We start from the raw sequence: 7009 nt of genomic DNA on the forward strand, positions 1-7009 counted from the left end.
AGAGCATATCGTTTGTATTATGGCTGAAGAACCTAACCCCGACTTGCTGAGCACTAATCTTTCACTACCAACGCCGCGGGACTGGGCTGTGAGATATGGCGGCTGTCCGTGGCTAGGGGGCAGTATTGAAGATCAAGTGCAGCGCCTCAGAGAATTCCTCAAAAAACTTCAAGAAACGGACGGCTCGTACAATACTGAAATCGCCAGTCCCGACGGCAGCGTGCGTACCGTGGGCTGGTACTCCAGAAATCTCGGATCAAGCGGAATCTTAGCCAGTAACGGCGAGGGACATGTCAAAATCAGCGAGACCGCTGCTCAATGGCTATCCACCGCGGATGACCGCCTCCTCGCGGGCCTCATTCATTCGCGAATTCGTCTATTTGGCGAAATCCTGCAAATCCTTCGTGATCGCCCTGGCATAACACACGAAGAGCTTTATAAGGAAGCCAGCGCGAAGTACCAACTGGATTGGAAGACTTTGGATCCGGTGCGAAGACGGGTGGGGTGGCTCAGATCCCTTAAGTATGTTGAGCTCACATTTAACCGGACAATCCACCTTACTAAGAGGGGTGAAGACGTCCTGCCACTCTTAAAAATTGTTCAGCCAGCGGATGTCAGCCGTGAGCTCGACCCCCAGGCAACATCTAACATCACTCTTCCTGCAGCCATTGCTCAGGAAGCATCGCAGATGAACGATGAAAAACTGTCAAAAAGAAAAAATGCTTTCGGTTACATTCCGCGATCTAACGTTCGTGATATCTACGAAAGCATTAAGCACCTGTGCCTATTATTCGACCCGGAGACAACCAAAGAGGAATTTGTTTCCCGGTGCTCAGCAGATTTCGGGGTCAAAGACTCGTCCGGCATCAGCGCGCTATACGCGCTCAGATCAATGGGCCTGGTCGAACAAGTATCTCTAAACGGCTACAGATTGACTGTCAATGCACGCGAATGGATCAACTCTGAGGAACGATGGGGTTTACTCGCCATAGCCCACACAAAGATATTTGTTGTCGGGGAACTCATCCCTTATATGAAAGAAGTCATCCGCGTCCCTACGCTTCAAAAAACCATTAACCGTGCTTATGGATCACAGCTCAGCCTTTCGGAAATTCGCTCGCGCATACATTTGTTAGTTGCCTGCTCGGCTATTGAACAACTCGCTCCAGGTCAGTTTCGTGCCACGCAGGACGGACTCGCACTAGCGCAACAAATGTCTCTTCTTTCAGAACCGGAAGTGCCCAATCAACCATCCACAGTAGTAGAAGAGACTACCGCTTCAGGCGTCCTGCGCCAGGAGGTGACCGAAGCTGCCACAGACTCGAAAAATCCCGAACGATTTGAGAAGGCCATCCAACAATGCTTTGAAGCTCTGGGATACCACGCAGAGCATCTTGGCGGACCGGGAAAAACAGACGTCCTCGTCCACTACACTGATGGCCCTGGAAAGACCCAGCGATTCATTGTCGATGCCAAATCCAGCGCTTCAGGCACCATCACCGATAATATGGTGCAGTTTCCCGCACTCAAAGATCACGTCACGAAACACAAAGCTAAATTTGCCGTTCTCGTAGGTCCTACCTTCGTAGGCCGTGTAGTCAGCTGGGCGGACGAGAACAATATTGTCCTTCTTGACTTAGCACGTTTGAAGCTTCTTCTCGACAACCAAGATCGCATTCCAGCCCCTCTTGACGTCGTTACAGATTTCCTCTCGGGCAAAGAGGATGGATGGTCTGCTTTAGAGACAGCCTGGGGACAACAACAACGATCAGTAGAACTCCTCATAGAGGTGATCGACTGTCTACGTCGCGAATTTAACAACCCGGACGGCGAGACGGAAGGCGCTCTCAGCGCTGAGCAAATCTACTTTTTGCTCAGAGACGTAGTAGAGCCACGACCAACTCAGGCATCTATAAAACCTTTGTTAGACCTTATCTCTTCACCCCTTATCCAAGGTACTCATGCAGTAGGAAAGGGCTGGGTGTTCCCTGATCCGCCCAAGCTAATTTCACAGAGGTTAAGAACAATAGCTAATCGGATTGATGCACTCAGCGAAGCTGAGAGTAGCAGCTAAGAGATCCCGTCCTACTTATTCCCTAACAACTCGCTAGCGTTCATACCCCTCGTCTCGGGCCTGCTGCACTTGAGGCGGAACGTACTTTTCCGATTCTGTCCGCAATCCCTTTTTAGGTCCGCTAGTAGTAGACGGATTAGGGAAGGTTGCCTCACGCCACTTGGCACGCTGTGCAGCTTTCTCCGCTACTTCCTGAGCCTCGCGCTCCTTTTGCATACGTTGCGCGGCGACCAGATCAGTTTTAAACCTGGCGTTTTCCCGGCCTACCATCACCGGTTGCTTCACCGCCTCCCTACGGCGCGGAGCAGCCTCCAGCCCATAATCTTTCTCAAGGTTTGTGCAGGCTGTTTGTGCTACTCGGCGGTCGTTCCTGGCATGCCACACCTCCCCCAAATCGCTGACCCGAGAAACCACGATATGCACGTGGTCATCCCCGTGACGCACCATCACCCACGGATGCTCCGCATACCCCATGTCTTCAGCGAACGACTGCCCAATATCAGCCCACTGATCATTGCTCAGCGTCCGATCCGTCGCGGTGTTTCGTAGGGAGGCGTGCCAAACCGGGTTCTTGATCTCCGGGCGCGTGTTCAACGCCTTACGCAGCTCACCCGCCCACCACCGCGGATCAGTCTGCCCCTCGGCACCGATATTCGACCCAACCACCACACCCCCAGAGACCCGCTGCCCAGCAGCAGTGTAAGTGTGCTCGTTCGCTTTGCCCGGACCGTGCAAATACGCGCCAATATCCCCAGGATTCTTGCCCCGCGTAATTTTCGCGATCACGGCAGCTCACCGCGCACCCGCGCTAATTCCTCCCGCGTTGCCTGCACCGCGTCCAGCAGCTCAGCACTCGGTACGGTCTGCCCGGAGTTCAACGCACGCACCAACTGGTTCAGGTTTGAGCCAACCCGGCCCAGATCCGCACGCAGCCGCGCCACCTCTGCGCCAGCGCCCGGGGTGGGGTCCGTGGCTAGTGACGCGAGCAGTCGTTCCCGTGCCCACACCGACACCCGCCGGCTTCCAGCCGCAGCAACCAGGGCTTCGTGCTCCTGGTCAGAAAGGGACAGGGAAACACGCTTCATGCGAGGGTTCTCCACCGTAGGCCGGCCACCCTTGCGCGGCTCATAAACCACCCGCGCGGCCTCGACTGCAGCAGCTTCCGCAGCTTCCCGTTCACGCCGCGCAGCTTCCTGCTCCGGAGTCTCAACAAACGGGTTCCGCGGCCGATCCGGGGCCGGTGTTTTCTTCCGAGAAAACAACGCCATAACAACCGTCCTTCCGAGACCGCAAAGCGGTCGAGAACAAGCCCTCCGCAGGAGCAAGGGGCGATAAGCCGGAACGAAAACTGTCAGCGAGGCACGAGCGGTACGACAGTTTTCCGTTACGGATAATCATACCTTGCATCTGTTTGCGCGCGTCCGACCGTGGAGGAAAATGCCGCGCGCAAACAGGGGGCCGGACACGGGACCGACGACCCCCAAGTGCATACGCGGAGGGCGCGGGGCCGGCCCATCAACCGCAGCGCAGCGGAGGTTGATTTCCAGGGCACCTGCGAAGCGTGCCCTGGCGCAGACGCAAGGGGTGAAGATCGTGGACTCACGCCGCCCCACACCCCGCTCCATGCCTATGAGCCGCTCGCGCTCCCGACTGGGCATGAGTGTACTTAGTCCGGAGCAACGGAGGGAAGACGGAAGAAGGTAGAGGGGGCGCAGCCGTTCGCGTGTTAGGCCAGTACGGAGGGTGAGGGGGAGGGTAGGCAGTTGGCCGTGCGTGAACGGAGACTCCAGAAGACGAGCAGACGGACTTCGCTACGCTCAGCGCCTAGATCGCGGAAACATCTGACTTGGTTCGCGACGTACTTAGAACACGCCGCACTCAAATTCACGCATATACAGCGTCGGGGTGAAAGGCTGTTCTCATGACCGTAGAGACCAATACACCCAGCTCGGACTGGGAGCAGCTATGGCTACCTCTGCGGCCTCTAGCTTCCGATGACCTCAGAGCGGGCATCTATCGCCACACTCGGCCCCAAGCCCTAGGCAAGCGATATATCGAAACCAACCCACGAGCAATGTCGAACCTCCTCATAGTCGATATTGACCACGAAGATGCGCTCCTCCGCGCGCTCTGGGATCGCGCTGCATGGCTACCTAACGCAGTAGTAGAGAACCCCGAGAATGGCCATGCCCATGCCGTCTGGGCGCTCAAAGAACCCGTGACCCGCACCGAATACGCCCGCCGCAAGCCTCTGGCCTACGCCACAGCGGTTACAGAAGCCCTGAGACGCTCTGTAGACGGGGACCAAGGCTACAGCGGACTCATCACCAAGAACCCCACCCACGAGAGTTGGAACGCTTCTTGGTACACGGACAAGCTCTACACTCTCAGCGAGCTCGACGAGCATCTCAGTACCGCTGGCTTCATGCCTCCAGCTACCTGGGCTAAAACGCGACGGAAAAACCCTGTAGGTCTAGGACGCAACTGCTCGATTTTTGAAACCGCACGCACTTGGGCTTACCGCGAGGTACGCCATCATTTCGGTGACGTGCAGGGACTATGGACAGCGATCAGCAATCAGGTTCATCATTTAAATTCAGAGTTCCCTGAACCTCTACCCCACAATGAAGCGCACCAGATAGCAAAATCCATTCATCGATGGATCGTCACCCAATCACGCATGTGGCTTGACGGTGCAGCCGTCTACGAAGCTAACTTCATCGCGATGCAATCAGCTCGGGGACGGAAAAGCGGGCTAAGTCGACGCGATAAATCCGCGCAAGTTTGGAAAGGGGCAACAGAATGACTCAGGTCTATGCACGTATCCCTCGCAATGGAAAGACAGCTCGCGAGCTTGCTGAAAAAGTCGGCATGTCATCCCGTACCGCACAACGTTGGACCTCTGAACCTCGTGAAGTCTATTTACAACGAGCTGCCCAACGTCATGAGCGCATTAAAGAGCTGCGTGCAGCTGGACTCTCTATGAGGGCCATCTCGAAAGAGGTCGGCATAGCAGTTAGCGCTGTTCACTATGCTCTCCAAAAAGATCAGGCAGCTTAGTGGTCCAGAGCGCTCGTCCGTCCTGGACGATTAATCGTTCCGCCCAAGAATGCGGAGTTTCCCCCTCAACCATTAAACGGCGACTACGCGAAGGTAAATTCCCCAACGCAGTTCAAGGGGCAGGCGGCGCATGGACGATCCCAGTCCAAGACCTTGTCTTGGCCGGCTTGAAACCAGGAAAACCTGCTCCACCCGAGCAGAAAACTGACCTAGATCACCCAGAAACTGACCTAGGTCACTGGCCTAGATCAAATAAAAATGACCTAGGTCAACGACCTAGGTCAGAAGATCTACTGAACCGCATCAGTGAGCTGGAACAAGAACTAAAAATCGAACGAGCGAAGCGCGAAAACCTTGAAATCTTGCTCAAAGAGCGAGGGGAACACGTCGAATCGTTGAAGCTTGCAATGCGAATGATCGAGCCATCCAAAGAGCATCAAGCATCCCAAAATGACCTAAGTCAACGACCTAGGTCAGGCGAGGCAACTGACCTAGGTCATGACCTACAGTCTGACCTACCCCCAGTTCCATTCTGGAAACGGTGGAAAAGGACTTAACGGTTAGGGAGTGACCCCGTACAAAAAGGGGGCCCTTGCTGTTCGTACGGGTCCGTTTGCTTCCCGAAAGACGAGAAATGATACATTCTCTCTAAGAGAGCAAAGCGAAGGTCTCTGAACTTCTGTAAAGCATTCTTACTCAAATACAGAGCGAGATGTTCCATTCGCTCTGCATCTCTGGTAGATTTATCAGTGCAAGGCCCTAGGCAGCCCTCGTGGCTGAACAGAGGGTCTTGCATCTCGCGAACCCTCCATTTTTGGGGGGTTCTTGCGTTAACTAGGTTTCTCAGCCAAACCAGATCATTCCATTATCGGATCCTTCAGCCCAGTGACCGCGCAATGCCATATGAGCTCTGGCAGCATTGGGAAGAGCTCGATTTCTCCTCCCCCATATCTCTGGATGATCTTGAAGATGTTTGTGGTAACAGCAGTATGCGGCTAAATCTGCGGCCTGGATTAGTTGGTTATATTTACTGTCTAGCATGATCACATCTTCAAGGACGCGCCGGTTCTTTATGTCCAGCTCTCGATGTACAGATCGGTAGACCGATGCGTTACGACCTGCAAGTAACCATTGTTCTTTGATCTTCGAGGGCTCGATTTCATCATCTTCAAGCAGATGTTTGAACCCTTGCAGCCCGTCATAGAAGACAGTTACATAAGTGTCTTGGGCAGTAGCCCATTCTTCAATGTAAGCGATAACGCGCTCATACAGCTCGTGGTTTCTTGTGGTTGCCATACCGAAATTCCACAAGGTGAAGTTCTCATAATTAGCAAGGTTATTAAGTAGCACACGTGCTGCAGCTGCTCTTGCTTTGTCGTTAAAAGCATCGTTCTGTTCCTCAGTGTCACAGAAACGACCACGTCCTTTAAAGAGCTTGTTCGCATGAACTTCTGTGTTCTTCCCCAAGCCCCATTCATTATGGACCTTACGCCTACCGGCGATCCATTCCGCAAGAAGACCTGACCAGTGTCGATCTTCTACAAGAATTACTGACATCGTTGATCCTGTTTTAGAGTCACCCGAGTCGTCTATATAGCAGAAGTACATAGTCTAAGTATTTCCTATAAAATTTAGCTTCTCAGCACCGACTCAACATTGCGGACGATGAATTTTATAGTCTTCAGTGCTCCTACTTTGTGCATACCGCCCATAGAGAAGCAACACCCTTTAGAGCATTCCAGAGGGACATCGGGGTCCGATAAGCTTCGGTCCCGCTAAACATCATTGAATACTTACCTCTTAGATGTCCTACAACACGTCACCGAAAAAGAGCATATCGTTTGTATTATGGCTGAAGAACCTAACCCCGACTTG

The 7009-nt window shown here is 53.7% G+C and carries 6 protein-coding genes; 3 read left to right on the forward strand and 3 right to left on the reverse strand.

Annotation, left to right across the window (positions count from 1 at the left end):
- A partial coding sequence (locus tag FJV47_RS03515) for a restriction endonuclease (RefSeq protein ID WP_235026331.1) occupies window positions 1-2074 on the forward strand: 2074 nt, incomplete at its 5' end.
- 33 nt (window positions 2075-2107) lie between these two features.
- On the opposite strand, the gene FJV47_RS03520 is transcribed toward FJV47_RS03515, so the two are convergent.
- Window positions 2108-2860, reverse strand: a complete 753-nt coding sequence (locus FJV47_RS03520) for a relaxase/mobilization nuclease domain-containing protein (RefSeq protein ID WP_159610104.1) — start codon at window positions 2858-2860, stop codon at window positions 2108-2110.
- Complete coding sequence (mobC, locus tag FJV47_RS03525) at window positions 2857-3342, reverse strand: plasmid mobilization relaxosome protein MobC (protein ID WP_159610106.1); 486 nt, start codon at window positions 3340-3342, stop codon at window positions 2857-2859. Before mobC ends, FJV47_RS03520 begins: the two co-directional genes overlap by 4 nt.
- A 653-nt stretch (window positions 3343-3995) precedes the next feature.
- Between mobC and FJV47_RS03530 the strand changes: the two genes are divergently transcribed.
- Together FJV47_RS03530 and FJV47_RS03535 are read left to right on the forward strand one after the other, a co-directional pair.
- Window positions 3996-4880: a replication initiation protein gene (locus FJV47_RS03530; protein WP_159610108.1), complete on the forward strand. Its 885-nt coding sequence runs from the start codon at window positions 3996-3998 to the stop codon at window positions 4878-4880.
- Complete coding sequence (locus FJV47_RS03535) at window positions 4877-5134, forward strand: hypothetical protein (RefSeq protein ID WP_159610110.1); 258 nt, start codon at window positions 4877-4879, stop codon at window positions 5132-5134. Before FJV47_RS03530 ends, FJV47_RS03535 begins: the two co-directional genes overlap by 4 nt.
- Window positions 5135-5977: 843 nt before the next feature.
- On the opposite strand, the gene FJV47_RS03540 is transcribed toward FJV47_RS03535, so the two are convergent.
- On the reverse strand, window positions 5978-6742 hold the full coding sequence (locus FJV47_RS03540) for a DUF3800 domain-containing protein (RefSeq protein ID WP_159610112.1): 765 nt from the start codon (window positions 6740-6742) through the stop codon (window positions 5978-5980).
- Between the last annotated feature and the right edge of the window lie 267 nt (window positions 6743-7009).

The sequence above is a fragment of the Glutamicibacter sp. JC586 genome, assembly GCF_009805585.1.
GTDB lineage: Bacteria > Actinomycetota > Actinomycetes > Actinomycetales > Micrococcaceae > Glutamicibacter.